We start from the raw sequence: 23,164 nt of genomic DNA on the forward strand, positions 1-23,164 counted from the left end.
AGATTCTCCCATAGCCCCTGTTTTCGCGTATTTTCGCGCGGCCATGCGCGCGGTGGCATGACGCCGGTCAAGCGTGCGCATCCACCCACAAGCGGCCCCAGCGGGACGCGTAGGCGAGCGCATGTTCCTCTTCGAAAAAGAAGTCGATCGCGTCGAACGACATGGCGCGCGACGGGCCGCCGCTGGCCTTTTCGATCGTCAGGTTGGCGGCGAACAGGCCGTTCGGCAGCCGCGCGGCGGCGGGCGCGACTTCGTAGCCCTTGTAGCGGATCGTGCGAGTCATGGCATGCGCGAGGAAGGTTCGGGCTTTCAGCGTACGAAAACCCGCGGGCCGCGTGAACCAATCTTTCGGCCAATGCAAATCACGTCGTCGGCCGGATCGTTATCGGCCGCGCCGGGCCGCCCGCCAATCCGCAGCGGCCGCCGAGCCGAATGCACACCGCCCGCGCGCGGCGGGCGACGCCGGGCGCGGGCGGCAGGTGGAGAAGGGTTGCTTACTGGTTGGCGATTTTCAGCACCGGCGCGAGCGCGTCAACCGATGCCGCATGCGAGGCCGCGCGGTGCGACGCGAACGCGAGCGCGAATTCGGCGGCCTGGGTGCCGACCGTCTCGAGCTGCGCGACGACTTTCGGGTCCGAGCAGCTGTCAGCGCTCTCGAAGCGCGTTTCGAGCGTGTTGACGGTCGCGCCGAACGGCGTCGGCCAGCCGCGCAACGCGTGCACGATCGAGCGCAGCGACGTCAGCACGGTGCCGGCCGCCTGCCAGCCGTACGCGGTGACGATCAGGCCGACCGCGCGGCCGTCGAGGTAAGGGCGTTCGTCGGCGCGCAGTTCCTCGAGCGTGTCGAGCGCGTTCTTGACGAGGCCGGACACGCCGCCGTGGTAGCCGGGCGTCGCGATGATGATCGCGTCGGCGCGGCGCACGGCATCGATCAGCTCGCGCTGCGAGTCGGTCAGCGTCTTCTGTTCGGGCGCGTAGTGCGGCAGCGTATGCAGGAACGGCCCGTCGAACAGCTGGGTGCGGGCGCCGGCCGCCTGCGCGCCGCGCAGGGCGAACGACAGCGCGCGCTCGGTCGACGACGCTGCGCGGGTGGTGCCGCCGATGCCGACGACGAACGGCCGGCGATGTTGATCGAATGCAGTCAAGGGGGGCGCTCCTTGGGAATGGCTGGCCCGGCTAAGCACAGGCTTAAAACCGCATGGTAACGACCTCGCCGCCACTCTGAAAACGACTTTTCGTTCTATCGATATGCCGCGCGGGCAGGGGAGGCGGGGGCGCAGCCGTGCAGATCGATAGCAGAAATCCTTGGTTGGGCGGGCGGCGGGCCGTCGATATGATGGGCCCGTCTCCTCCATGATGTCTCTACTGACATGGGTTGGCCCCGCCGGCACGGATGCAGGCGGGGCCTTTTTTCGTTTGGCCGCTCAATGGCTTACTCGAACACCGGCCGGAAGAAGCTGCGCTCGTAGCGGACGATGCAGCGGGTTTCTTCCGCATACCGGAACGCGGCGATGCACGCCGGATCTTCCATCGACTGCTGCCGGTAGGTCTCGTACGCGGCGAGGCTCGGGAACGTGAACATCGCGAGCGCGATGTCGTTGTCGCCCTCGGACGGCAGGAAGTAGCCGTGATGCGTGCCGCCGAACTTCTCGACCAGCGGAATCCACATCTTGCCGTAGGTTTCGAATTGCTCGAGCTTGTACGGGTCGACGACGTAGCGAAGGAAGCAGGTGATCATGGGCGTGTGCGCTCGGGTGGGGATGCACGAGTCTGACGTGCGTGCCGGAGGACGTCAATGAAGGACGCGACGCGGGTGCCGCGCGTCGTTCAGGATGCGTGCGCACGCATCGATGCCTGTTCAACGGATAGCGCGAGCCGAATAAAAATGTCGTCAATTCCGCGAATGTCGCGCGCGCTACGCGACTTTTTACGACATTTTTTCTTGCGACGGCCGTTGGCGCGACCCTAGACTTCGGGCAACCGAAGAGACGGAGCGACACCATGCCCAAGCCCTCGAGCGACATCATCGACCCCTTGCCTGACACGCTGCCGGCGCCGCGCGCCGAGCGCATCGTCGTGCGTCGCTTCGATCCTGCATTCGACGGCTACGCGCCGCTTACCGACATGCTGCATCGTGCGTTCGCACGGCTTGGCGCGATGGGGCTGAACTGCACGTGCGTCGATCAGGCGGAAGACGTCACGCGGCGACGCGCGGAAGCGGGCGAGTGTTTCGTCGCGGTCAGCGGCGGGCGCGTGATCGGCACGATGACGCTGCATGCGTCTGATCCGGCGTCCGCGTGCTCGCTGTATCGGCATGACGGTGTCGCGACCGTGCGGCAGGTCGCGGTCGATCCGGCCTGGCAGGGGCGCGGCGTCGGCGCGACGCTGCTGTCGTTCGCCGGGCAATGGGCCGCGGCGCGGGGCTTCGCGCTGCTGGCGCTCGACACGCCCCGGCCTGCCGCGCATCTGCTCGCGTTTTATCGTGCGCAGGGTTTCGACGTCGTCGATGTCGTGCGCTTCGCCGGCAAGCGCTACGACAGCGCGATCCTGTGCAAGCGGCCGGTCGCCGTGCGGGCTCGGCGCCTGTCGCCCGCGTCGTGGGCGGCGGCACGCGTGGCGGCCGTGTGGCGCATCGGGCGTGCGACGCCGTCGCGCATCGCCGCCGCCGCGCGCGCGGGCATGCGGATCCGCCGCGTTGCGCCGTCGGTGGCGCGATGCGGGCGGATGCGTGTCAGGCAAGCCGAACGCCAGCATCCCAATATGGTTGCGCACACAACAAAATCGGCATGCGTCATATGAGCGTATAGCCATCTCGTCGGCGGATGGCCGGGAGCGCCGGCTTTCGGTTCCGCCGATGACTGCATCGCTTTCGGCTCCGTCGATGACGACACCTGCCGGCGAGCGCCGAGCATCACCTTCCCGCCGATTTTCCGCACGATCATTCTTTTTCTCGCGCGCGCCAAACCGCCCGATCGGACGCGGATTTGTCAGAAAGCGACGCGCGCCGGCTGGATTCCCGCCGATTCGACCGCCCGTCTCCCCGCACGCTGCTCCGCACAAGATCCGGCCGCGAGCCTTGCTGGCGCGGGCCGCGCGCGTATTGCGACGCCGCAAACCTCCCGCGCCGGCCGCACAGCCTCGCCCGGCGCGGCCGGAGGGGTATTTTCCCCTGTGTCGTATTTGCGCAAGCGTTTGTCGTAATTCGTCGGCAGGTCGGGGTTTTTTCTGGCAACTATGTAGGCACGCTGTGACATGCGTGAGTCCCCGCTACACGAGGAGAAGGTTTCGATGGATGCCCCCAAGGTCGTAGTCGAAGGTCTGTGCAAGGTTTTTGGAAGCAACCCGCAGCAGGCGCTCGACATGCTCGCTGCCGGTGCGACGAAGGATGACGTACTCAAGCGCACGGGCCAGGTCGTCGGCGTGCACAATGTGTCGTTCGACGTGCAGGAAGGCGAAATTTTCGTGCTGATGGGCCTGTCCGGCTCCGGCAAATCCACGCTGATCCGCCTCGTGAACCGGCTGGTCGATCCGAGCGCCGGCAAGGTGATGATCGACGGCCTCGACGTCGCGTCGGCGCGCCGCTCGGCGCTCACCGCGCTGCGCCGCAAGGACATGAGCATGGTGTTCCAGTCGTTCGCGCTGATGCCGCATCGCACCGTGGTGTCGAATGCCGCGTTCGGCCTCGAGGTCGCGGGCGTCGGCAAGAAGGAGCGTGAACGGCGCGCGATGGAGGTGCTCGAGCAGGTCGGCCTCGCACCGTTTTCGCACAAGCTGCCGTCCGAGCTGTCGGGCGGCATGCAGCAGCGCGTCGGCCTCGCCCGCGCGCTGGCCGTGAACCCGTCGCTGATGATCATGGACGAGGCGTTCTCCGCGCTCGATCCGCTGAAGCGCCGGGAAATGCAGGACGTGCTGCTGCAACTGCAGAAGGAGCAGCGCCGCACGATCATGTTCGTGTCGCACGATCTGGAAGAGGCGCTGCGCATCGGCAACCGCATCGCGATCATGGAAGGCGGCCGGCTCGTGCAGGTCGGCACGCCGCAGGACATCATCGCGAACCCGGCCGACGATTACGTGCGCGCGTTCTTCGACGGCATCGACACGAGCCGCTATCTGACCGCGGGCGACCTGATGCAGACGGGTGCCGTGCCGACCCTGTCGAAGTGCGATGCCGCGAACGTCGCGGCGACGCTGAACGGCAGCGCCGAATACGCGTTCGTGCTCGACGCCGCACGCAAGATCCGCGGCTTCGTCACGCGCGAGGCGATCGGGCAGGACACGCCGTCCGTGCGGCCGATCGAAAGCATCCGGCGCGATGCGTCGCTCGAACATGTCGTCGCGCGCGTGGTCGCGAGCCCGAATGCACTGCCCGTCGTCGACGACGACGGCTGCTATTGCGGCTCGGTCGATCGTGCGCTCATCCTGAAGGCCATCACGCGTTCGCGAGGCTCCCATGTCTGAAATGATTCCGCTCGGTTCCTGGGTCGACCAGTCCGTTCACTACCTGCTCGACCACGACGCGAAGACGTTCGATGCGATCGGTCAAGCGATCGAGGGTCTCGCGGCATTCGTCGAGCACAGCCTGCAGGCGATCCCGATGTGGCTGATGATGGCGATCTTCATCGGCGTCGGGCTGTGGCGGGTGGGCTGGCGCTTCGCGCTGTTCGTCACCGCGTCGCTGCTGCTGATCTTCGCGACCGGCTTCTGGGATCAGACCGTGATCACGCTCGGCCTCACGCTGTCGTCGACGATCATCAGCCTCGTGCTCGGCATCCCGCTCGGCATCTGGGCCGCGAAGAGCAAGTGGGTCGCGGCGATCGTGCGCCCGATCCTCGACCTGATGCAGACGATGCCGGCCTTCGTGTACCTGATTCCGGCCGCGATGCTGTTCGGCCTCGGCCGCGTGCCGGGCATCCTGTCGACGGTGATCTTCGCGATGCCGCCGGCCGTGCGCCTGACGAGCCTCGGCATCCGCCACGTGAACCGCGAGATCGTCGAAGCGGGGCAGGCGTTCGGCTGCACGCCGTGGCAGCTGCTGTACAAGGTGCAGTTCCCGAACGCGCTGCCGTCGATCATGCAGGGCGTGAACCAGACGATCATGATGGCGCTGTCGATGGTGATCATCGCGTCGATGGTCGGCGCGGGCGGCCTCGGCAACGACGTGCTCGCCAGCATCCAGCGCCTGGATATCGGCCTCGGCTTCGAAAGCGGCCTGTCGGTGGTGCTGCTCGCGATCATCCTCGACCGCATCACCGAAAGCTTCGGCCGCGCGCCAGGCACCGCACGCGCACCGCTGTTCGCGGGCCTCAAGCAGCTGTTTCGCGTCAAGGCCGCGCCCGCGCAGGCCTGATTGACCGGCGGCCAGGCTTGCACCGGCCGCCTGCTCCGTTCATGCATCGGCTTCCCGCGGCTGCGGCCGCGGGGCTGACCTCGTGCCACCTGCTCGTTAGGAGAGCGATGTGACGTCCGCCGCCGCCGCTGCCGCTTTTGCGCCTGCCGCCCGCGTTTCCCCGGTTTCGTCCCTCGCGCACTTCGGCTTTCTGACGCTGCCGAATTTCTCGATGATCGCGTTTTCGAGCGCGGTCGAAGTGCTGCGCATGGCGAACTACGTCGGGCGCGCCGACCACTACCGGTGGTCGATCTACTCGCTCGACGGCGCGCCGGTGCATGCGAGCAACGGCATCGCCGTGCGGCCGACGCAGGCGCTCGACCCCGAGCGCTTGCCGGACGTGATGATCGTCTGCGGCGGGATCCGCATCCGCGACGTGGTCGATGACGGCGCGCGCGACACGCTTGCGTCGCTCGCCGATCGCGGGATGCCGCTCGGCGGCATCTGCACGGGTGCGTATGCGCTGATGTCGAGCGGGCTGCTCGACGGCTATCGCTGCACCGTCCATTGGGAAAACCTGTCCGCGCTGCATACGGAGTTCCCGCAGGTGAATTTCGCCGACGAGCTGTTCGTCGTCGACCGCGACCGCCTGACCTGCACCGGCGGCACCGCGCCGCTCGACCTGATGCTGAACCTCGTCGGCGCGCGCTTCGGGCAGCAGCTGGCCGCGCAGGTGTCGGAGCAGTTCATCCTCGAGCGCATCCGCAGCGCGACCGATCCGCAGCCGATTCCGGTCGACGCGCGGGTCGGTTTCTCGCGCGCGGAGCTGATCGAGGTCGTGCGGCTGATGGAGGCGAACATCGAGGAGCCGCTGTCGCTCGAGGAGCTCGCGCGGCTCGTGCGGCTGTCGCAGCGGCATCTGCAGCGGATGTTCAAGGTCTACCTGAACGTGTCGCCCACCCACTATTACCTGACGCTGCGGCTCAAGCGCGCGCGCGACCTGCTGCGCACGACCGACGCGTCGATCGCGCGCGTGACGACGATCTGCGGGTTCCATTCGCCATGCCATTTCAGCAAGGCGTACCGCGCGCAGTTCGGCCACGCGCCCAGTTACGAACGCCGGCTGCCGGGGCGCTGAGCGGCGCGAGTGTTTGTCTGTACGGCCCGTGACGCCGCCGGGATCGCGGCGCGCGGCTTTCATTCCAGATCCCGGATTTCATGCGAACGACATCACCTTGAGGAGAAGAAAGATGAAGCGACTACTGATCGCGGCGGCATGTGGCGTCGGTTTCGCCGCCGCGCCGGTTTCGACCGTGTATGCGGCCGACCCGCCGGTGTGCAAGAACGTCCGGTTCGCGGACGTCGGCTGGTCCGACATCGCGGCGACGACGGGGCTGGCATCGACGATGCTGCAGGGCCTCGGCTATGCGCCGACGAAGACGATCGCATCGGTGCCGATCACGTTCGCGGGGATCAAGAGCAAGCAGATCGACGTGTTCCTCGGCTACTGGTCGCCGACGATGGACCCGATCATCCAGCCGTTCACGAAGGCCGGCACGATCAAGGTGCTCGCGACGCCGAACCTGACTGGCGCGAAATACACGCTCGCGGTGCCCGACTACGTGTACCAGGGCGGGCTGAAGTCGTTCGCCGACATCCAGAAGTTCGCGGACAAGCTGAACGGCCGGATCTACGGGATCGAGCCGGGCAACGACGGCAACCAGTTGATCAAGAAGATGATCGACGGCAACCAGTTCGGCCTGGGCAAGTTCAAGCTCGTCGAGTCGAGCGAGGCGGGCATGCTGGTCGAGGTGAACCGCGCGATCCGCGACAAGCAGTGGATCGTGTTCCTTGGGTGGGAGCCGCATCCGATGAACGTGCAGATGAAGATCGATTACCTGACCGGCGGCGACGACGTGTTCGGCCCGAACTACGGTGAAGCGAAGGTGCTGACCGCGACGCCGCCCGACTACGCGCAGCGCTGCCCGAACGTCGCGAAGTTCGTGTCGAACCTGCAGTTCACGACGACGATCGAGAACCACGTGATGGTGCCGATCATGAACAAGGAGGATCCGAACAAGGCCGCGGCCAAGTGGCTGAAGGAGAATCCGCAGGTGCTCGACAAATGGCTCGCGGGCGTGACGACGCTCGACGGCAAGCCGGGGCTGCCGGCGGTGAAGAGCTATCTCGGGATTCATTGATTGATGCTGTGCGAGAGGCGCGCGGGTGATGCGCGCTGATGTTGGCGGCCTGTCGGTCTGACGGGCCGCTTTTTTTGTTTATCGCGGATTGGCGGGGCGCGGCCGCCAGTTGCGACCGCCGAGGCGAGCGTTCGCTGGTAATCCACGATGACTTTTTTGTGCTCGGCGGGGCGCTGCGCGCCTGAGTCTCGCGCCTTGTTGCTCTGTGATAACCTTCGAGAATGTATGCCTATAATGGGCTTGTCCAACTAAGTACCGAATTTCACCAAGATGCCGCAGGTCAACCCTCAAATCCTCGTATGGGCTAGAGAAACTGCTGGCCTCGGCATCGACGAGGCCGCCAAGTCGTTGCAACTCGGCGGTGCTCGACAAAGCGGCCCTGACGTGCTCGGAGTGTACGAGCAGGGTACGAAGGCCCCGAGCCGCGCTCTGCTCCTCAAAATGGCGAAAGTCTATCGCCGGCCGCTTCTTACGTTCTATCTCCAGCAACCTCCTGTGAAAAGCGAACGGGGCGAAGACTTCCGAACGCTTCCCGGAGGTCGCGAGTTCGAAAGTGCCCCCAAGTTGGATGCCCTCGTTCGCGATGTATTTGTCCGCCAACGTCTGGTGAGATCTATTCTCGAAGACACGGACGAGGCGGAGCCCTTGAATTTCGTCGGCAGTATCACGTTGGCTCAACCGGTAGACTATGCGGCCAAGGTGATATGCAAACGGCTCTCGTTCGATCTGAATGAGTTTCGGCGCAAAAAGACCGTCGAAGAGTCGTTCAACTACATACGCGGACTGACTGAGAAGCTTGGTGTCTTTGTGCTTCTTATCGGCAGCCTTGGCACTCATCACACCGCACTTAGCACGGATGTTTTCAGAGGCTTCGCGTTGGCAGAAAAAGTAGCGCCCTTCATCGTTGTCAACGATCAGGACGCGAAAGTAGCGTGGTCGTTCACTCTGCTTCACGAGTTGGCGCATATCTGGCTTGGACGTACGGGTTTGAGCGGAGCTGATTTCGAGCAGAAGATCGAACAGTTCTGCAATGACATCGCAAGTGAAATCCTTCTGCCTGAAGCCGAGATGGACGAGCTTCAGAAGTTGGGCGGCGACCGGCACGAAGTGATTTCGGCTATCAGCGAGTTCGCGAGCCGGCGTAAGGTAAGCCGGGCCCTCGTTGTCTATCGACTGCTGAAACGCCGCCAGATCGATCGCAAACAATGGTCGGAGTTTACGGACGAGTTTCGCCGAAGCTGGGAGGCGGAACGAGCCAAGAAGAAAGAGCAGGCAGCAGACGCAGGAGGTCCAAACTACTACGTGGTGAAACGACACCGGGTAGGAAACGCGCTTGTTGAAGTAACACGTAGAGCGATAGCAGAGGGCTTTGTGACGCCGACCAAAGCGGGCCGAATCTTGGGCGTCAGACCGACCAATGTTCAGGCGTTGGTAGGGGCAGCATGAAGCTTTATCTCCTTGACGCTAACGTACTGATTACTGCCAACCGCGACTACTACTCGATGGAGATGGTGCCGGTATTCTGGGAATGGCTGCTGCACATGGCCGAGTGCGGGCATGTGAAGATGCCGATCGAGACGTTAGAGGAAGTCCGCGACGGTGGCGGCAAGGCTAAGAAAGACGCGCTAGTGACATGGCTCAATCGCGCAGACGTTTATGAGAAGCTCGTTTTGCAAGAAGATGCCGCTCCTGAAATCGTTGCCTCTGTCATAGCGAAAGGCTATGCACCTGACCTCGACGAAACCGAACTTGAAGAAGTCGGGAGAGATCCCTTCTTGATTGCATACGCGGTAGCGGACCCCGACAACCGCGTCGTAGTATCAATCGAAGTGTCTGCACCGGCCAAAAAACGAGCGAATCGCCGCGTGCCGGACGTGTGTCACGACAATGGCGTTTCAGTTTGCAACACTTTCACAATGCTGCGGGAGCTTGGCTTCACGACCGCTTGGACTAAGCCGGCTGCATAGTCCGGGAGTTCATCTGGCCAAGGCGATCGTAACGGCATCGCAGTGTTCGTAGTCGTTCCCGTGCCGAGTGCCAGAGTGGTATCGAATATGGTTACTGCTGTTCGCGGTCTCATGTTTCCGTCTCGTAAAGCAGACCATACTCCCCCCTCGTTCGCGTGACTCGCGCAAAGCCGAGTTCCCCCAAATGCATGCCGGCGATCAACAACCCCTCCGAGCTGACCATGTCCAGAAGCCGTGATCGCGTGGTGGCGGCAACGGACTGGTCTTGATCGAATGCAATCGATACGTCTGGCCGTTTGATCTGGATGTGAGGGAAGTGAACGATATCCCCCCAGACGAGAACGCTCCGATCACGCGATTCGACGAGATATCCGGTGTGCCCGTCGGTATGCCCCGGTAGCGGCGTCGCCCTGATCCCGGGAAGCACTTCTCCGTGATCGAACGTACGGAGCTTGTCGCGGTAGCCGTCGAACGCATGACGCGCAATCAGGAAATTGCCGCGCGCCCGCTCGCTGGCACGCGCCAGATTTCCGTCATCCTGCCAAAATTCGACTTCTCGTTGATGAGCAACGAGCTCCGCATGCGGAAAGGCAGCTTGTCCGGCTGTATTCATCAGTCCACCTACATGGTCAGGGTGGGCGTGCGTAAGCAGGACGGTGTCGATCGACGCGGGTTCGACGCCGGCAAGCAATAAATTGTCCTTCAGGCGGCCGCCCCATTGCTTGACCCCTCCAGCCCCAGCGTCGATGAGAATCGTGCGCCCCGCTCCGCGTACCACGTAGCAATTGATATGCACCGCGGAAGGTGCGTTCTGCCCTGCATCACGCTGCATATCGACAGCCTCGGACGCGTCGATGTTCGAGAGAAAGTCGAGGCTGGCGGTGAGGTAGCCATCGCTGATTGCGGTGATCGTGAAATCCCCGGCTTGCTGACTTGGAAAGGTAAGGGTGGACACAACGCTTCTCCGGACCGGCTAATTTCGCGCGTGAATGTTCGACGCGGCATGACCGAAACAACGGATGCGCGCCGTGAGACCCGTGCGGCGAACGATGGCGCTCTCCAGGCCCTCCATGAACCGGTTCATGACCGCAGGCGTGCGGAACGTCTCGAGGCGATAGTGGATTTCCGCGAAGACGGGATGCCCGTGTCCATGCCGAGCGTCCACATAGATGACGTGAACGTTTTCGAGTTCGGCTTCGAGGACGTTTGTACAGAGTTCGATGCAGTCGCGCGAAAGTTCGGCAAGGCGCTCATCGGGCGGCATTTTCTCCGCATGAATATAAAAAGTAACGTTCGGCATCGCGGGCCTACTTTTTCTGTGCTGTCGAAAGAGGGCGGGCGCTTGTCAGTTGCTGCGTCATCGGCGCGTAAAGGTGCAGGCCGTCAGGGACATTCTCGACAAGCCGAGCGTTTTCCTGGGGCAGTATTGCGAGCCAACGGCGTTCCGGAAAACGCTCCAGCGCAACGGCTTGCAGGGCCAACGGTGCGAGGCCCATCTGGATCAGGGGATCGGGGCCGCTTGCACATAGCACGAGTCGTTCGTCAGCCTTGACCGCCGGTGCCGGGCCGATATCGCTGTAAAGATTTCGGTGCCAGTCGGTAATGTGCTGCTGCCACCTTGCGAAGTTGCCGCCGCCTTTCCGGCGATATTCCTCCCCCGTCAGGACGTCGATACCGTCGATCGTGTGAATGGCCAGATAGACGGGGCAACCATCGCCGATCGATCTGAAGCGCTGCGACGTGTGAAAGCCGGTCACCGAGATGAGGGCGGGCAGCTTTTCAAGGCTATAGAAGTCGTTCCATTCGGCTTCGCTATCGGGATCGGCGAAGCTGCATTCCACGGTATAGATCACCAGATTGTCCTTTGTGGCGGATGGGCATTCGTCTGCGAACGGTTCGTGTTCATTGCAGTTACGTAATGGTAGGCTCGCATTTCCGGCCTATATATCGAAATAAAGTCAGCCTTCGGTGACATTTGCTCAAGCTGACAGCGAACACGTTCTGATCGACGAGATTCCCATGCGACGTAAGGTTCCAAGCAATTCCGCGCTCCTGGCATTCGAGGCTGCGGCTCGACATGGAAGCTTTGCCCGCGCCGCGGAGGAATTGGCGCGGACCGAGGGCGCCGTCAGTCGGCAGATTGGCCGGCTGGAGGCATTTCTGGGCGTTGCGCTGTTCGAGCGCGTTGGAAATCGGGTACGACTTGCACCCAACGGCACGCGATACGCGATGCAGGTTCGCGAGATCCTGGATCGGCTGGAACGGGACAGCCTGTATCTGATGGGGCAGCCGATCGAGGGCGCGAGCATCGATATCGCCGCGATTCCGACGTTCGCCACCCGTTGGCTGATTCCCCGGTTGAAGCATTTTCAAAATCAGCATCCGAACGTTACCGTGCATATCGCCGAACGTATGGAGCCGTTCCTGCTTGCCGGCAGCGGTTTCGACGCAGCGATTCATTTCGAGCATCCGGCGTGGGCGGGCATGCATGCATCTGCATCATCTGCTGGAGGAGGTGCTCGTGCCCGTCTGTAGTCCGGCGCTCCTCGCAGACGCCGGTGCGAACACGTCGCTGGATGCGCTGCCGCGTCTTCACCGGCGACAAAACCCGGATGCATGGCAGATCTATGCACAAGAGGCCGGCATCGAGCTGACCAATTCGGCGATCGGCGCACGTTACGATCTCCATTCCATGCTGATAGAAGCGGCGCTAGCCGGCCTGGGTGTCGCATTGGTGCCGCGTCTTTACATCGGGGCAGAGCTCGAACAGGGCCGCTTGGTCGCGCCTTGGCCGGACGGCAAGGCAATCAGCAAAAACTTCTGCCTCGTTCTCCCCGAGCCGATCGAATTGAGCGAGGCGCCGCTACAGGCGTTTGCGAAGTGGATTCTTGACGAAGCCCGCGGCGTGGCACCTTGAAGCAGCGCCTGATGGTCGTCGCAAAGGCGTCGTTTTTAGCGATTCCTTCGCCAGGCGGCCGCTTCGAACGGCTCGCACCCGGGTTCCACATACCGAAATTCAGACCCGGTACGGTCGGCCTCACGCCAGTGGATCGCCCGGAATCGCGGCCGGGAAGATGGCCGCAGATCGTCTTCGCGCCCGTATACGGTCGCCCGAATTACCCGGAACACCACGCCCGACAGGGCTCCCGCCCAAGCCGCCGGATTTCGCACGAAAAGCGCAGCCACTCGCGGCAACCCGGATTCCCGCTGCTTCCTCTCTTAACTCTTATATAAGACATAAGACATTTGACGCTCCACGATATTGGGATTAGAATCCCGATCGATGCAGTGCCCGGAACAGCCTCGGAGCGCCTGAAAGGCCTTCCCCTGAAACGCAATATCAGCAGGTCCCCCCATGCTTGAAAACTTTCGTGCTCACGTGGCCGCCCGCGCCGCGCTCGGTATTCCCCCCCTGCCGCTGACGGCTCAGCAGACCGCCGAACTGGTCGAACTGCTGGCGAATCCGCCTGCCGGCGAAGAGCAGACCCTGCTCGACCTGATCACCCACCGCGTACCCGCCGGCGTGGACGAAGCCGCCCGCGTGAAGGCCGGCTTCCTGGCCGCCGTCGCCAAGGGCGAGACCGCCTGCCCGCTGATCTCGCGCGAGCGCGCGACCGAACTGCTCGGCACGATGCTGGGCGGCTACAACATCCAGCCGCTGATCGAGCTGCTGTCCGATGACGCCGTGGCTGCCGTCGCCGCCGACGCACTGAAGAAAACCCTGCTGATGTTCGACCAGTTCCACGACGTGAAGGAACTGGCCGACAAGGGCAACGTGCACGCGAAGGCCGTGCTGCAGAGCTGGGCCGATGCCGAGTGGTTCACGAGCCGTCCGGAAGTGCCGCAAAGCCTGACGATCACCGTCTTCAAGGTGACGGGCGAAACCAACACCGACGACCTGTCGCCGGCGCCGGACGCCACCACCCGCCCGGACATCCCGATGCACGCGCTGGCGATGCTGAAGAACGCGCGCCCGGGCATCACCCCGGAAGAAGACGGCAAGCGCGGCCCGGTCAAGTTCATCGAGTCGCTGAAGGAAAAGGGCCATCTGGTCGCCTACGTGGGCGACGTGGTCGGCACCGGCTCCTCGCGTAAGTCGGCAACCAACTCGGTGCTGTGGTTCACGGGCGAAGACATCCCGTTCGTGCCGAACAAGCGCTTCGGCGGCGTGTGCCTCGGCGGCAAGATCGCCCCGATCTTCTACAACACGATGGAAGACGCCGGCGCGCTGCCGATCGAGCTCGACGTGTCGCAGATGGAAATGGGCGATGTGGTCGAACTGCGCCCGTACGAAGGCAAGGCGCTGAAGAACGGCGCCGTGATCGCCGAGTTCCAGGTCAAGTCCGACGTGCTGTTCGACGAAGTGCGCGCCGGCGGCCGCATTCCGCTGATCATCGGCCGCGGCCTGACCGCGAAGGCGCGTGAGGCGCTGGGCCTGGCGCCGTCGACGCTGTTCCGCCTGCCGCACCAGCCGGCCAACAGCGGCAAGGGCTTCTCGCTCGCGCAGAAGATGGTCGGCCGCGCGTGCGGCTTGCCGGAAGGCCAGGGCGTGCGCCCGGGCACGTACTGCGAACCGAAGATGACCTCGGTCGGCTCGCAGGACACCACGGGCCCGATGACCCGCGACGAACTGAAGGATCTGGCATGCCTCGGCTTCTCGGCCGACCTCGTCATGCAGTCGTTCTGCCACACCGCCGCTTATCCGAAGCCGGTGGACGTGAAGACGCACCAGACCCTGCCGAACTTCATCAGCACCCGTGGCGGCATCGCGCTGCGCCCGGGCGACGGCGTGATCCACTCGTGGTTGAACCGCATGCTGCTGCCCGACACCGTCGGCACCGGCGGCGATTCGCACACGCGCTTCCCGATCGGCATCAGCTTCCCGGCCGGCTCGGGCCTGGTGGCCTTCGCGGCCGCCACCGGCACGATGCCGCTGGACATGCCGGAATCGGTGCTGGTCCGCTTCAAGGGCAAGATGCAGCCGGGCGTGACCCTGCGTGACCTGGTCAACGCGATTCCGCTGTACGCGATCAAGCAGGGCATGCTGACGGTCGCCAAGCAGGGCAAGAAGAACATTTTCTCGGGCCGCATTCTCGAAATCGAAGGCCTGCCCGACCTGAAGGTCGAGCAAGCGTTCGAGCTGTCGGATGCGTCCGCCGAGCGCTCGGCCGCCGGTTGCACGGTCCACCTGAACAAGGAACCGATCATCGAATACCTCAACAGCAACGTCACGCTGCTGAAGTGGATGATCGCGCAGGGCTACCAGGATCCGCGCAGCCTGCAGCGCCGCATCGCGGCGATGGAGCAGTGGCTGGCCGACCCGCAACTGCTGTCGCCGGATGCCGACGCCGACTACGCGGCCGTCATCGAGATCGACCTGGCCGACATCCACGAGCCGATCGTGGCCTGCCCGAACGATCCGGACGACGTGAAGACGCTGTCCGACGTCGCCGGCGCGAAGATCGACGAAGTGTTCATCGGCTCGTGCATGACCAACATCGGCCACTTCCGTGCGGCGTCGAAGCTGCTGGAAGGCAAGCGCGACATCCCGGTCAAGCTGTGGGTGGCCCCGCCGACCAAGATGGACCAGAAGCAGCTGACCGAAGAAGGTCACTACGGCGTGTTCGGCACGGCTGGTGCGCGTACCGAAATGCCGGGCTGCTCGCTGTGCATGGGCAACCAGGCACAGGTGCGCGAAGGCGCGACGGTCATGTCGACGTCGACCCGCAACTTCCCGAACCGCCTGGGCAAGAACACGAACGTGTATCTCGGCTCGGCGGAACTGGCGGCGATCTGCTCGCGTCTGGGCAAGATTCCGACCAAGGAGGAGTACATGGCCGATATGGGCGTGCTCAGCGCCAACGGCGACAAGATCTACAAGTACATGAACTTCGACCAGATCGAAGACTTCAAGGAAGTGGCCGACACCGTGCAGATGTAAGCGCGCTGTCGGGCTGCGGCGGGTTGTGACTGCCGTAGCGACATGGAATGGCGCCGCAGGCTGGATGCTTGCGGCGCCATTTTTTTTAACCCCTCACCCCACCCCCTTCGTCGCCGCCGGCACATCGAACACGCGATCAAACGCCCACTGAAACACGAACGCATAGCAAAAGAAAAACGCAAACAGCCCGATATCGACAACGAGCGCATCGAACCACGAAATCCGCAGCCACCACGCAACCACCGGCACCAGGATGAAGATCAGCCCACCCTCGAAGCCGCACGCATGAACGATGCGACGGCGCAGCGTGCGAGCCGGCTGCGCGCGTGTCGATTCCCACCATTCGAACGCGGTGTTGTAGACCATGTTCCACAGCAGCGCGATCGCGGACAGCGTCACCGACAGGCAGCCCGAGTACACGAGCCCCTGTTTGAAGATCGCCGCGATCGCAGGCGATAAACAGCCGATCGCGATCGCTTCGTAGAGGATGGCCTGGGTGATCTTGCGCGGTAAGCCTTGCACGTATGTTCTCCGATCTCCGATGAAAGCCGCGCGCCGCAAGAGCGGCGACGCACCGCAAGGCTAGGCGCGTTGCGCACACGGTTCAATTCACCTAATCTCACCCGGATTGAATCGAATTCAACCCCGCGAATTCAACCCGGCCGCATCCGGCCTGCGAGGCCCCGTGTTCTCAAAACTTCCCCTGACCGCGCTGCGCGTATTCGAGTCGTCGGCCCGGCTCGGCACGTTCAAGGCGGCCGCGCACGAGCTGTCGGTGACGCCCGCCGCGGTGTCGCACCAGATCAAGTCGCTCGAAAGCCGGCTCGGCGTGCTGCTGTTCGAGCGCGGCGCGAGCGGCGTGCGGCTCACCGACGACGGCGCGCGCCTGTTTCGCGTGTGCCACGACGCGCTGCTCGACCTGAGCCGCGGGCTCGACACGGTGCGACCGGCGCCGGCCGAGCGCACGCTCGTGCTGACGACCACGCCCGCGTTTGCCGCGATGTGGCTGATTCCGCGGCTCGGCCGCTTCAGGCAGGTTGATCCGCAATTGCACATCAAGGTCGAGACCGGCAACGCGCTGGTCGATCTCGAGCGCGACGCACGCGTCGATCTGGCGATCCGCGCGACGTCGCGCGACTTCCCCGCGCTGTTCGAGCACGCGCTGATCGACGAATATTTCGGCGCGTATGCGGCGGCCGGCTTCGACGCGCATCGCGCGGACGGGCCACCGGACCTGATCGAGATTGCATGGGAAACGGCCGCGCCGATGGCGGTGAACTGGCAGTCGTGGTGCCGGGCCGCAGGCCGGACGGCTTGGCTGCCGCGCGCGGTGTTCCGGCATTACGACGACGAGCATTACGCGCTGCAGGCCGTGCTGCACGGGCAGGGCATCGTGCTGGCCAGCTCGGTGCTCGTGGCCGAGCACGTCGAGCGGGGCGCGCTCGTGTCGATCGAGCCGTCGGTGCGGCTCGGCGGCGCGCGCTATGTCGCGCTGTGCCGACCAGGGCGCGAGCGTCAGCCGCAAGTCAGGCGCTTCCTCGACTGGCTCGACGCCGAGCTCGCGCACACGCGCGCGGCGATCGCGCGGATGACGGACGGCGGGCCCGCGTGACGCCGGGCCCGGCGCATCAGTAGCGCGCGTCCTTCGGCTTGCCGCCCTTCGGCCAGTCGTGGATCTTGTCCGGGAAATCCGGGCGGGGCTGCGTCGTGAACCAGGCGGCGACGTCGATCGCGTCCTGATCGCTCAATCCGCCTTGCCCGAGCGGGAAGCGGTCGTGCGCCCCGATCGGCATGTTCTGCTTCACGAACGCCGCGGCCGTGTAGAGGCGCGCCATGCCGGCCCCGATGTTGAACGACTGGTCGCCCCACAGCGGCGGATAGATCGCGGTGCCGTCGGCGCGCCGCATCCCGGCGCCGTCCGCGCCATGGCAGGACGCGCACTGGGCCGCATACACGGCCTTGCCGTGCGCGAGGTCCGGCACCAGCGTCGTGTCGATCTTGCCGACCCCGCGCCCCGCAATCTTGTCCTTCGGGCGCGCGCCGCCGCGCATCCAGTCGAAGTACGCGACCATCGCCTTCATGTCGTTCGAGTCGACCGGCAGCGGCTTGCCGTTCATCGACCGCCGGAAACACCCGTTGATGCGCTCCGCGAGCGAGATCACCTTGCCGGCGCGCGGCGCGTAGCCCGGGAACTGCGCGGCCAGGCCGACGAACGGCGACGCAAGCGCCACCGTGCCGGCGTTCAGGTGGCAGCTCGCGCAATTGAGCGCGTCGCCGACGTGGTTCGGCAGCAGCGCCTTCGTGTCGAGATGCAGGCGCATGCCGCGCACCAGCTGCGGCGCATTCGGCTGGTCGAGCAGGTTCGCGAAGCGGGGCGTGTCGAACGACGGCGCGCCGCCATCCTTCACGGCCAGCGTGCGGCGCATCTTGCGGACGTCCAGCGCGAACACGGGATCGCTGCGGCCGCCCCAGGTCGAGCGGACGAACGTCAGGATCTCGGCCAGCTCCTGGTCGGACAGGTGACTGAACGCGGGCATCGTATAGACGCGCGGATGGGCATCGGTCTGCGGCGTTTGCCACCCGGTCAGCGCGACGTGGATCAGCGAATCCGTTTGCTGCGACAGCACCGCGGGGTTGCGGGACAGCGGCGGAAACACCGGCGAGAAGCCGTGGCCGTCGACTTGATGGCAGCTGCTGCAGAACTGCAGGTAGCCGAGCCCGCCCTTTGACGTATAGAGCGTCGCGGGCGCGCCGTCCGCCGGTTTGCCGTAAGTTGGCGACACGGCGGCCGGCCGGTCCGCCGCCGCGTTCGGCAGCGAGTTCAGGTACACGGCGATCGCGGTGAGGTCCGCGTCGCTGAAGTATTGCGTGCTGTGGTGAACCACGTCCGACATGCCGCCGGACGCGGTCGTAAAGCGGTTGCGGCCCGTCTTGAGCAGCGTGACCAGATCCTCGACCGGCCACAGCGAGCGCAGGTTGACGGCCCGCCACGATTCGACCGTCGAGCCGGACAGATACAACGGCCCGCCGCTGCCCGCTTCGGACATCGCCTTCTCCTGGAATCCCGCGCCGCGCGGCGTATGGCACGCGCCGCAGTGCCCCGCGCCTTGCGTGAGGTAGGCGCCGCGGTTCCAGGTCGCGTCCTTGGCCGGGTTGGTCCGGTAGCGCGTGTCGTCGAGGAACAGCGCGTTCCAGAGCGCGAGCCCCCAGCGCATGTTGAACGGCCATTTGACGCCGAGCGGCTTGTTCTCCTGTTTCACCGGCGCGACGCCTTGCTTCAGGTACGCAAAGAGCGCGCGCATGTCGTCATCGCCGAGTTTCGCGAACGACGGGTACGGCATCGCCGGATACAGATGGTGGCCATCCGCCGCGACGCCCTTGCGCATCGCGCGGTCGAACTGCTCGAACGTGTAGCGGCCGATGCCGGTGGCGTCGTCCGGCGTGATGTTGGTCGAGTAGATCGCGCCGAACGGCGTGTCCAACGCGAGGCCGCCCGCGAGCGGCGCGCCGTTCGGCGACGTGTGGCAGGCGATGCAGTCGCCGAGACGCGCGACGTACGCGCCTTGTTTCACGAGCTCGGCTTCGTTGGCTTGCGGTGATTGGGCAGCGATGGCGGTGAAGGCGGGCAGCAGTGTGGCGATCGAGATGACGGCTTTGACGAGCGACTGCGACAGGCGGCGGATCGATGAGCTCATTGCGGGTGCGGAGGGTTCTTCTTGTCAGACGATTCATCGTAGCGCCGTCGGGTAGTCGCACTGTCTGACGGGAATCAACAAGCCGTCACTCGATCGCGCAATGCATCGTCACGGAACCCGAAACATTCCGGCATCATCCGGAAATACTTCGATGCGCGTGCAACGATGGTGCGAACGAATGTCGCAGCGCCCGGCGTGCGCGCGTGCACTAGAGTCAAGGGCGTATCGGCACCGGTGACAGTGCGGCATCCGGGCGATGACTGGGCCGGGTTTCGCGGCACGCCGGTCGATGCGCTGGGCGCGGCGCTGGCGCAAGCCGATGTGCTGCCGGATCTCTACGCGTGCGGGCCGCCCGCGCTCGTGCGTGGCGCACAGGAGGCCGCCGCCGCGGCGGGTGTGCCCGACGCGCAGTTCGCGAGCGAGCGCTTCATCGCGTGATGCGTCTGTGGGATTGCGCCGGTTTGACGCATGACCGGTGCGACAGGACACCACAGGAATGCGGCCGCTTGAAGATGTAGCATGAAAGCATGGTTAAACGGAACGCAACACCCGATCAGGTCGCGCGTTCCGAGTGAAGCAGATATGTGTCGAGAATCGTTGTCACGTTAGTGAGGAATCCAAATGCTCAACGTCACCTCCGTTTTGATCAGCCTGGCTCCGATGTGGGCAATGTTGCTTGTCGCATCGTCGGCCGCGGCCTACCTGGTCTTCTGGCGCAAGGCCATCAAGTGAGCGCATGCCGCGCCGAACCCACAAAAAACCCTCGCATCCGTTCGGCATGCGAGGGTTCGTTCGCTTGATGCGATCGCCTTCCTAGCGCCGCTCGTCCTCGCGATACGCGCGGATCACGTCGGCAAACGACGTATCGCCCTTCAATCCGAGCGCTTCCGCGCGCGACGTATCCCAGCGCCCCGGCCAGCTGCCGACGATCTTCTCGACGCGCTCGTCCGGCACATGGCGGATCAGCTTCACCGCATCGTCGCCCGCGACTTCGCGCAGCGCGGCGATCATCTCGTCGACGCTCACCGAAATCCCCGGCAGGTTGATCACGCGCTTCTTGCCGAGCTGCGCGCCGTCGAGCTCGCAGCCCGCGACCAGCGCGTCGATCGCGCCGCGCGGCGACAGTAGCCACAGGCGCGTCGAGCCCGGTACCGGGCACACGCTTTCCTCGCCGTTCAGCGGCTCGCGGATGATGCCGCTCGCGAACGACGACGCCGCCGCGTTCGGCCGGCCCGGCCGCACGCTGATCGTCGGCAGCCGCAGCACGCGGCCGTCGACGAAGCCGCGCCGCGCGTAGTCGCACAGCAGCAGCTCGGCAATCGCCTTTTCCGCGCCGTACGACGACTGCGGGTTCAGCGCGGTGTCGTCCTGCACGACGTCCGGCAGCGCGCCGCCGTAGACGGCCACCGAGCTCGTGAATACGACGCGCGGGCGATGGCCACGCGCGCGGCACACTTCCAGCAGCGTGCGCGACGCATCGAGGTTGATCCGCATCCCGAGATCGAAATCGGCTTCGGCCTGGCCGCTGACGATCGCCGCGAGGTGGAAGATCGCGCCGGTCTGCGTATCGATCGCGTTGTCCAGCACGGCCCGATCGGCGATGTCGCCGACGATCGATGTCACGCGCGCGTCGCCGAAATCGCTGCCCTTGACGACGTCGAGCAGCACGAGCTCGGTGATCGGCTGCGCGCGGCCGTCCGCGCCGGTCAGCGTGCCGCGTTCAAGCAGCTTGCGCGCGAGGCGCTGGCCGAGGAAGCCGGCGCCGCCGGTGATCAGTACTTTCATGTTCGTTCCCGTCGTGGAAATGCTTGGATTACAGGTAAGGCTTCAGCCAGCCGAGGCCGTCGGACGTGCCGGCCTTCGGACGGTATTCGCAGCCGATCCAGCCGTCGTAGCCGAGCGCGTCGATCAGCGCGAACAGGTACGGATAGTTCAGCTCGCCGAGGTCCGGCTCGTGGCGCTCGGGCACGCCGGCGATCTGGATATGGCCGATGCCCGCAAAGTCGCGCTTGAGCTTCATCGCGAGATCGCCCTCGACGATCTGGCAGTGGTAGCAGTCGAACTGCACTTTCAGGTTCGGCGCGCCGACTTCCGCGCAGATCGCATGCGCGTCGTCCTGCCGGCTGATGAAATAGCCGGGCATGTCGCGCTGGTTGATCGGCTCGACGAGGACCGTGATGCCGTGCGCGAAGGCCGCCTGCGCGGCGTGCGCGAGGTTCGCGACATAGGTCGCGCGGTGGCGCGCACGGTCCTGGCCCGGCGCGATCAGGCCGGCCATCACGTGCAGCTTCTTGTTGCCGATCACGCGCGCGTAATCGAGCGCGGTGTCGATGCCGCGGCGGAACTCGTCCTCGCGACCCGGCAGCGATGCGATCCCGCGCTCGCCGGCGGCCCAGTCGCCGGGCGGCGCGTTGAACAGCGCCTGCACGAGGCCGTGCTGGTCGAGGCGCGCGCGGATGTCCTCGGCGGCGAAGTCGTACGGGAACAGGTACTCGACCGCCTTGAAGCCGTCGTACGCGGCGGCGGCGAAGCGCTCGAGGAACGCGTGTTCGTTGTACATCATCGAGAGGTTGGCGGCGAAGCGTGGCATGGCAGCAGGTCCTGTCAGTGAGAGGGCGGGGCATCGCACGCGACGCCCCGTTTCATTTAGCGGTTGACCAGTCTGGCCGGCGTGAGCCAGACGGCGATCGCGCCGATCACGAGCATCGACGCCAGCACGTACATGCCGGACGACGTGCTGTGCGTCGCGTCCTTCAGGTAGCCGATCAGGTAGGGGCTCGCGAAGCCGGCGAGGTTGCCGATCGAATTGATGATCGCGATGCCGGCCGCGGCCGCGGTGCCCGCGAGGAACGCGGTCGGCAGCGACCAGAACAGCGGTGCGCAGGTCAGCACGCCGCCCGCGGCGATCGACAGGAACACGATCGACACCGCCGTATTGTGCGAGTACGACGCCGCCACCGCGAAGCCCATGGCGCCCATCAGCGCCGGCACGATCAGGTGCCAGCGGCGTTCGCGGCGCTTGTCCGCGCTGTGGCCGAACACGTTCATCACGACGATCGCGACGACGAACGGAATCGCGGAAAGCAGGCCGATCTGGAACGTATCGGTGATGCCGGTCGACTTGACGAGCGTCGGCATCCAGAACGTGAGGCCGTACTGGCCGGTGACGAACGCGAAGTAGATCAGCGACATCCACCACATGCGCGGGTCCGAGAACACGGCCTTCAGCGAATGGCCGTGCTTCTGCTGTTCCTGCGGCTGCGCGGCGATTTCGTCCTCGAGCAGCTGCTTCTCGCGATCGTTCAGCCACTTTGCACTGCGAATGTTGTTGTCGAGATAGAGGATCGTCGCGATGCCGATCAGCAGCGCGGGCACGGCCTCGATCATGAACATCCATTGCCAGCCGTGGAAGCCCGAGCCGCCGTGGAAGCGCTGCATGATCCAGCCCGACAGCGGGTTGCCGAAGATCCCGGACACCGGAATCGCCGACATGAACACCGCGATGATCTTCGCGCGGCGGTGCGACGGGAACCAGTAGGTCAGGTACAGGATCACGCCCGGGTAGAAGCCCGCTTCCGCGAGGCCGAGCAGGAAGCGCAGCACGTAGAACTGCGTGGGCGTCTGCACGAACGCGAACAGCCCCGACAGGATGCCCCACGTGATCATGATCCGCGCGATCCAGATGCGCGCGCCGATGCGGTGCATCAGCAGGTTGCTCGGCAGCTCGAACAGGAAGTAGCCGAGGAAGAAGATCCCCGCGCCGAGCCCGAACACGGTTTCGCTGAACGCGAGATCCTGCGACATCTGCAGCTTCGCGAAGCCCACGTTCACGCGGTCGAGATAGGCGACCACGTAGCAGAGCATCAGGAACGGCACGATGCGCCAGAACACTTTCTTGTACGTGAGGTCCAGCTCGGCCGAACCGGCGGCCGAGGCGGACGAACGGCCTGCGGCCGCGTCGAGAGCAGTCATCGTTGTCTCCAATCCAGTGATGGTGAGTGCCGGCGGCGCGTACGCCGCCGGTCGTAGGTGTG

The 23,164-nt window shown here is 64.9% G+C and carries 20 protein-coding genes and 2 pseudogenes; 11 read left to right on the plus strand and 11 right to left on the minus strand.

Annotated elements, in window-relative coordinates:
* Nucleotides 1-67: 67 nt before the first annotated feature.
* The 3 genes from ABFO07_RS17490 to ABFO07_RS17500 form a co-directional block, all read right to left on the minus strand.
* Nucleotides 68-283: a hypothetical protein gene (locus ABFO07_RS17490; RefSeq protein WP_059565907.1), complete on the minus strand. Its 216-nt coding sequence runs from the start codon at nucleotides 281-283 to the stop codon at nucleotides 68-70.
* A gap of 211 nt (nucleotides 284-494) precedes the next feature.
* A complete protein-coding gene (locus ABFO07_RS17495) occupies nucleotides 495-1,145 on the minus strand; it encodes an NADPH-dependent FMN reductase (protein ID WP_059565906.1) in 651 nt (216 codons plus the stop codon).
* A gap of 287 nt (nucleotides 1,146-1,432) precedes the next feature.
* Nucleotides 1,433-1,738, minus strand: a complete 306-nt coding sequence (locus ABFO07_RS17500) for an NIPSNAP family protein (protein WP_059565905.1) — start codon at nucleotides 1,736-1,738, stop codon at nucleotides 1,433-1,435.
* A 263-nt stretch (nucleotides 1,739-2,001) separates the two neighbouring features.
* On the opposite strand from ABFO07_RS17500, the gene ABFO07_RS17505 reads away from it, so the two are divergent.
* The 7 genes and pseudogenes from ABFO07_RS17505 (at nucleotide 2,002) to ABFO07_RS17535 (ending at nucleotide 9,494) form a co-directional block, all read left to right on the plus strand.
* A complete protein-coding gene (locus ABFO07_RS17505; RefSeq protein ID WP_322242603.1) occupies nucleotides 2,002-2,799 on the plus strand; it encodes a GNAT family N-acetyltransferase in 798 nt (265 codons plus the stop codon).
* Nucleotides 2,800-3,169: 370 nt separating this feature from the next.
* A pseudogene (locus tag ABFO07_RS17510) lies at nucleotides 3,170-4,458 on the plus strand (quaternary amine ABC transporter ATP-binding protein); the annotation flags it as partial.
* The gene (choW, locus tag ABFO07_RS17515) at nucleotides 4,451-5,347 is read left to right on the plus strand and encodes a choline ABC transporter permease subunit (RefSeq protein ID WP_059880217.1); all 897 of its coding nucleotides are present in this window, start codon (nucleotides 4,451-4,453) and stop codon (nucleotides 5,345-5,347) included. The pseudogene ABFO07_RS17510 and the gene choW, both read left to right, overlap by 8 nt.
* A gap of 109 nt (nucleotides 5,348-5,456) precedes the next feature.
* A complete protein-coding gene (locus ABFO07_RS17520; RefSeq protein ID WP_059565902.1) occupies nucleotides 5,457-6,464 on the plus strand; it encodes a GlxA family transcriptional regulator in 1,008 nt (335 codons plus the stop codon).
* Nucleotides 6,465-6,576: 112 nt separating this feature from the next.
* The gene (locus ABFO07_RS17525; protein WP_059565901.1) at nucleotides 6,577-7,527 is read left to right on the plus strand and encodes a choline ABC transporter substrate-binding protein; all 951 of its coding nucleotides are present in this window, start codon (nucleotides 6,577-6,579) and stop codon (nucleotides 7,525-7,527) included.
* A 270-nt stretch (nucleotides 7,528-7,797) separates the two neighbouring features.
* Entirely contained in the window at nucleotides 7,798-8,973 is a 1,176-nt protein-coding gene (locus tag ABFO07_RS17530; RefSeq protein WP_059801601.1) for an ImmA/IrrE family metallo-endopeptidase, read from the plus strand.
* Complete coding sequence (locus ABFO07_RS17535) at nucleotides 8,970-9,494, plus strand: DUF4411 family protein (RefSeq protein WP_059565899.1); 525 nt, start codon at nucleotides 8,970-8,972, stop codon at nucleotides 9,492-9,494. The genes ABFO07_RS17530 and ABFO07_RS17535 overlap by 4 nt, the downstream gene beginning before the upstream one ends.
* A 109-nt stretch (nucleotides 9,495-9,603) precedes the next feature.
* On the opposite strand, the gene ABFO07_RS17540 is transcribed toward ABFO07_RS17535, so the two are convergent.
* Genes ABFO07_RS17540 through ABFO07_RS17550 form a run of 3 tightly spaced genes read right to left on the minus strand, consistent with a single transcriptional unit; the run spans nucleotide 9,604 to nucleotide 11,347 of the window.
* The gene (locus ABFO07_RS17540; RefSeq protein WP_322242593.1) at nucleotides 9,604-10,449 is read right to left on the minus strand and encodes an MBL fold metallo-hydrolase; all 846 of its coding nucleotides are present in this window, start codon (nucleotides 10,447-10,449) and stop codon (nucleotides 9,604-9,606) included.
* A gap of 18 nt (nucleotides 10,450-10,467) precedes the next feature.
* Nucleotides 10,468-10,794, minus strand: a complete 327-nt coding sequence (locus ABFO07_RS17545; protein WP_060149445.1) for a hypothetical protein — start codon at nucleotides 10,792-10,794, stop codon at nucleotides 10,468-10,470.
* Between the two features lie 7 nt (nucleotides 10,795-10,801).
* The gene (locus ABFO07_RS17550) at nucleotides 10,802-11,347 is read right to left on the minus strand and encodes a hypothetical protein (RefSeq protein WP_060289233.1); all 546 of its coding nucleotides are present in this window, start codon (nucleotides 11,345-11,347) and stop codon (nucleotides 10,802-10,804) included.
* A 166-nt stretch (nucleotides 11,348-11,513) separates the two neighbouring features.
* On the opposite strand from ABFO07_RS17550, the pseudogene ABFO07_RS17555 reads away from it, so the two are divergent.
* A pseudogene (locus ABFO07_RS17555) lies at nucleotides 11,514-12,411 on the plus strand (LysR substrate-binding domain-containing protein).
* A 438-nt stretch (nucleotides 12,412-12,849) separates the two neighbouring features.
* Complete coding sequence (acnB, locus tag ABFO07_RS17560) at nucleotides 12,850-15,435, plus strand: bifunctional aconitate hydratase 2/2-methylisocitrate dehydratase (RefSeq protein ID WP_059565895.1); 2,586 nt, start codon at nucleotides 12,850-12,852, stop codon at nucleotides 15,433-15,435.
* A 93-nt stretch (nucleotides 15,436-15,528) separates the two neighbouring features.
* Here the strand turns inward: acnB and ABFO07_RS17565 are convergent, their stop codons facing one another.
* Entirely contained in the window at nucleotides 15,529-15,957 is a 429-nt protein-coding gene (locus tag ABFO07_RS17565; RefSeq protein ID WP_059986566.1) for a PACE efflux transporter, read from the minus strand.
* Between the two features lie 163 nt (nucleotides 15,958-16,120).
* Here ABFO07_RS17565 and ABFO07_RS17570 point away from each other — a divergent pair, with 163 nt between their 5' ends.
* On the plus strand, nucleotides 16,121-17,047 hold the full coding sequence (locus ABFO07_RS17570; RefSeq protein WP_347469341.1) for a LysR substrate-binding domain-containing protein: 927 nt from the start codon (nucleotides 16,121-16,123) through the stop codon (nucleotides 17,045-17,047).
* Nucleotides 17,048-17,063: 16 nt separating this feature from the next.
* On the opposite strand, the gene ABFO07_RS17575 is transcribed toward ABFO07_RS17570, so the two are convergent.
* Entirely contained in the window at nucleotides 17,064-19,130 is a 2,067-nt protein-coding gene (locus ABFO07_RS17575; RefSeq protein ID WP_347469342.1) for a c-type cytochrome, read from the minus strand.
* 165 nt (nucleotides 19,131-19,295) lie between these two features.
* Between ABFO07_RS17575 and ABFO07_RS17580 the strand changes: the two genes are divergently transcribed.
* The gene (locus ABFO07_RS17580) at nucleotides 19,296-19,568 is read left to right on the plus strand and encodes a hypothetical protein (protein ID WP_347469343.1); all 273 of its coding nucleotides are present in this window, start codon (nucleotides 19,296-19,298) and stop codon (nucleotides 19,566-19,568) included.
* Between the two features lie 375 nt (nucleotides 19,569-19,943).
* On the opposite strand, the gene denD is transcribed toward ABFO07_RS17580, so the two are convergent.
* The 3 genes from denD to ABFO07_RS17595 are packed head-to-tail and all read right to left on the minus strand — an operon-like array spanning nucleotide 19,944 to nucleotide 23,102.
* Nucleotides 19,944-20,915 (minus strand): D-erythronate dehydrogenase, encoded by a 972-nt coding sequence (denD, locus tag ABFO07_RS17585; RefSeq protein ID WP_347469344.1) that lies wholly within the window; start codon nucleotides 20,913-20,915, stop codon nucleotides 19,944-19,946.
* A 28-nt stretch (nucleotides 20,916-20,943) separates the two neighbouring features.
* The gene (gene otnI, locus ABFO07_RS17590) at nucleotides 20,944-21,720 is read right to left on the minus strand and encodes a 2-oxo-tetronate isomerase (protein ID WP_059565889.1); all 777 of its coding nucleotides are present in this window, start codon (nucleotides 21,718-21,720) and stop codon (nucleotides 20,944-20,946) included.
* 56 nt (nucleotides 21,721-21,776) lie between these two features.
* A complete protein-coding gene (locus tag ABFO07_RS17595) occupies nucleotides 21,777-23,102 on the minus strand; it encodes an MFS transporter (protein WP_059907487.1) in 1,326 nt (441 codons plus the stop codon).
* Nucleotides 23,103-23,164: the final 62 nt, after the last annotated feature.

It is taken from the genome of Burkholderia stagnalis, from assembly GCF_039848545.1.
Lineage (GTDB): Bacteria > Pseudomonadota > Gammaproteobacteria > Burkholderiales > Burkholderiaceae > Burkholderia > Burkholderia stagnalis.

Coding starts and splice junctions, on each gene's coding strand:
- denD (WP_347469344.1), bottom strand. CDS start 20,915: ATGAAAGTACTGATCACCGGCGGCGCCGGCTTCCTCGGCCAGCGCCTC.
- acnB (WP_059565895.1), top strand. CDS start 12,850: ATGCTTGAAAACTTTCGTGCTCACGTGGCCGCCCGCGCCGCGCTCGGT.
- otnI (WP_059565889.1), bottom strand. CDS start 21,720: ATGCCACGCTTCGCCGCCAACCTCTCGATGATGTACAACGAACACGCG.
- ABFO07_RS17545 (WP_060149445.1), bottom strand. CDS start 10,794: ATGCCGAACGTTACTTTTTATATTCATGCGGAGAAAATGCCGCCCGAT.
- ABFO07_RS17535 (WP_059565899.1), top strand. CDS start 8,970: ATGAAGCTTTATCTCCTTGACGCTAACGTACTGATTACTGCCAACCGC.
- choW (WP_059880217.1), top strand. CDS start 4,451: ATGTCTGAAATGATTCCGCTCGGTTCCTGGGTCGACCAGTCCGTTCAC.
- ABFO07_RS17525 (WP_059565901.1), top strand. CDS start 6,577: ATGAAGCGACTACTGATCGCGGCGGCATGTGGCGTCGGTTTCGCCGCC.
- ABFO07_RS17580 (WP_347469343.1), top strand. CDS start 19,296: ATGGTGCGAACGAATGTCGCAGCGCCCGGCGTGCGCGCGTGCACTAGA.
- ABFO07_RS17595 (WP_059907487.1), bottom strand. CDS start 23,102: ATGACTGCTCTCGACGCGGCCGCAGGCCGTTCGTCCGCCTCGGCCGCC.
- ABFO07_RS17505 (WP_322242603.1), top strand. CDS start 2,002: ATGCCCAAGCCCTCGAGCGACATCATCGACCCCTTGCCTGACACGCTG.
- ABFO07_RS17490 (WP_059565907.1), bottom strand. CDS start 283: ATGACTCGCACGATCCGCTACAAGGGCTACGAAGTCGCGCCCGCCGCC.
- ABFO07_RS17530 (WP_059801601.1), top strand. CDS start 7,798: ATGCCGCAGGTCAACCCTCAAATCCTCGTATGGGCTAGAGAAACTGCT.
- ABFO07_RS17575 (WP_347469342.1), bottom strand. CDS start 19,130: ATGAGCTCATCGATCCGCCGCCTGTCGCAGTCGCTCGTCAAAGCCGTC.
- ABFO07_RS17500 (WP_059565905.1), bottom strand. CDS start 1,738: ATGATCACCTGCTTCCTTCGCTACGTCGTCGACCCGTACAAGCTCGAG.